Annotated in this window: 1 protein-coding gene and 1 rRNA gene; one reads left to right on the forward strand and one right to left on the reverse strand. The window is 56.0% G+C overall.

What is annotated here, in order from left to right; genetic code table 11:
• On the reverse strand, positions 1-265 hold a 265-nt coding region (locus BM355_RS14485), incomplete at its 3' end, for a hypothetical protein (RefSeq protein WP_218154356.1).
• Positions 266-435: 170 nt separating this feature from the next.
• Here BM355_RS14485 and BM355_RS13955 point away from each other — a divergent pair.
• Positions 436-2219: ribosomal RNA gene (locus BM355_RS13955) — 23S ribosomal RNA — on the forward strand; the annotation flags it as partial.

Genomic DNA, 2219 nt, shown 5'->3' on the forward strand with positions numbered 1-2219 from the left:
GGGAGGGTGCGTGCAGTGACTGGTTTCTGGTGCTGCTGGGTGTGAGTACGGCCTCTTTGGGGGTGTGGAAAGTCTCTGGTGGTGGTGGTTCTGGTTGGTTGTTTGGCACACTGTTGGGTCCTGGGACAACAGGATCCATGCTCTGGGTGTTCACAATGAGGTTGTTGTTGTGGGTGTGTGGGGTGTGGGGTTGTTGTTGCCGGCCGTGCTGAAGCTCATGACTGTGGTTGTGGGTGGTGGTGTGGTGCGGGTTGTTGTTTGTCAACTGCATAGTGGACGCGAGCATCTTATTTGGACTGCCGCAGCTGTACATGTGATCTCCTTTGGGGGGTTGTGTGGTGTTGTGGTGGTCTGCCGAGAATGTAGTCATCTTTTGATCTGCACCCTGTGATAGGGGTGTTGGATTTTTGCTCATTATTGGGACTTGGTCTGTGTGGCTAAGTTTTCAAGGGCGCATGGTGGATGCCTTGGCAACAGGAGCCGAAGAAGGACGTGGGAATCTGCGATAAGCCTGGTGGAGTCGATAACCGGACGTTGAGACCAGGATTTCCGAATGGGGGAACCCCGCACGACTTTCAAGATCGTGTGACCGCCTGCTGAACACATAGGCAGGTTGGAGGGAACGCAGGGAAGTGAAACATCTCAGTACCTGCAGGAAGAGAAAACAAAAGTGATTCCGTGAGTAGTGGCGAGCGAAAGCGGATGGGGCCAAACCGTATGTGTGTGATACCCGGCAGGGGTTGCATGTACGGGGTTGTGGGCCTTTGCGTGATGGTTCTGCCGGACCATCGAAGTGAGGTGCGGGCGTATAGACGAACAGGTTTGGATGCCTGACCGTAGAGGGTGAGAGTCCCGTAGTTGTAATGCGTTCCGCCGCTTTGTGAATGTGCCCGAGTAGCACGGGGCCCGAGAAATCCCGTGTGAATCTGCCAGGACCACCTGGTAAGCCTGAATACTACCTGTTGACCGATAGCGGATCAGTACCGTGAGGGAATGGTGAAAAGTACCCCGGGAGGGGAGTGAAATAGTACCTGAAACCATGTGCCTACAAACCGTCGGAGCCTCCTTGTTGGGGTGACGGCGTGCCTTTTGAAGAATGAGCCTGCGAGTTAGTGATACGTGGCGAGGTTAACCCGTGTGGGGCAGCCGTAGCGAAAGCGAGTCTGAATAGGGCGATTTCAGTCGCGTGTCCTAGACCCGAAGCGGAGTGATCTACCCATGGCCAGGTTGAAGCGCGTGTAAGAGCGCGTGGAGGACCGAACCCACTTCAGTTGAAAATGGAGGGGATGAGCTGTGGGTAGGGGTGAAAGGCCAATCAAACTCCGTGATAGCTGGTTCTCCCCGAAATGCATTTAGGTGCAGCGTCACGTGTTTCTTCCCGGAGGTAGAGCTACTGGATGGCTGATGGGCCCTACAAGGTTACTGACGTCAACCAAACTCCGAATGCCGGGAAGTGAGAGCGTGGCAGTGAGACTGTGGGGGATAAGCTTCATAGTCGAGAGGGAAACAGCCCAGACCACCGGTTAAGGCCCCTAAGCGTGTGCTAAGTGGGAAAGGATGTGGAGTTGCTGAGACAACCAGGAGGTTGGCTTAGAAGCAGCCACCCTTGAAAGAGTGCGTAATAGCTCACTGGTCAAGTGATTCCGCGCCGACAATGTAGCGGGGCTCAAGCACACCGCCGAAACCGTGGCATTCAAGCTTTTGTTTGGATGGGTAGGGGAGCGTCGTGCACTGCGGTGAAGCCATCGAGGAATCGTATGGTGGAGTGTGCACGAGTGAGAATGCAGGCATGAGTAGCGAAAGACGGGTGAGAAACCCGTCCGCCGGATGACCAAGGGTTCCAGGGTCAAGCTAATCTGCCCTGGGTAAGTCGGGACCTAAGGCGAGGCCGACAGGCGTAGTCGATGGACAACGGGTTGATATTCCCGTACCGGCGAAGGACCGCCCCTGCTGACCTGGTGATACTAACCGCCCGAACCATCCGTGACTTGCCCCTTCGGGGGTGAGCGTGTGGTGGGGAGCGCGGGACCTGAACCAAGAAGGCAAGCGTATTAACAGGTGTGACGCAGGAAGGTAGCCGGGCCAGGCAATGGAAATGACCTGGTCCAAGGGTGTAGGACGTCCGGTTGGCAAATCCGCCGGGCATGATGTCTGAGACCTGATAGGCCCCCACTAGGTGGGGGATCCGGTGATCCTATGCTGCCAAGAAAAGCATCGAC

Origin of the sequence: Micrococcus terreus (assembly GCF_900116905.1) — a bacterium.
Classification (GTDB): Bacteria; Actinomycetota; Actinomycetes; order Actinomycetales; family Micrococcaceae; genus Citricoccus; species Citricoccus terreus.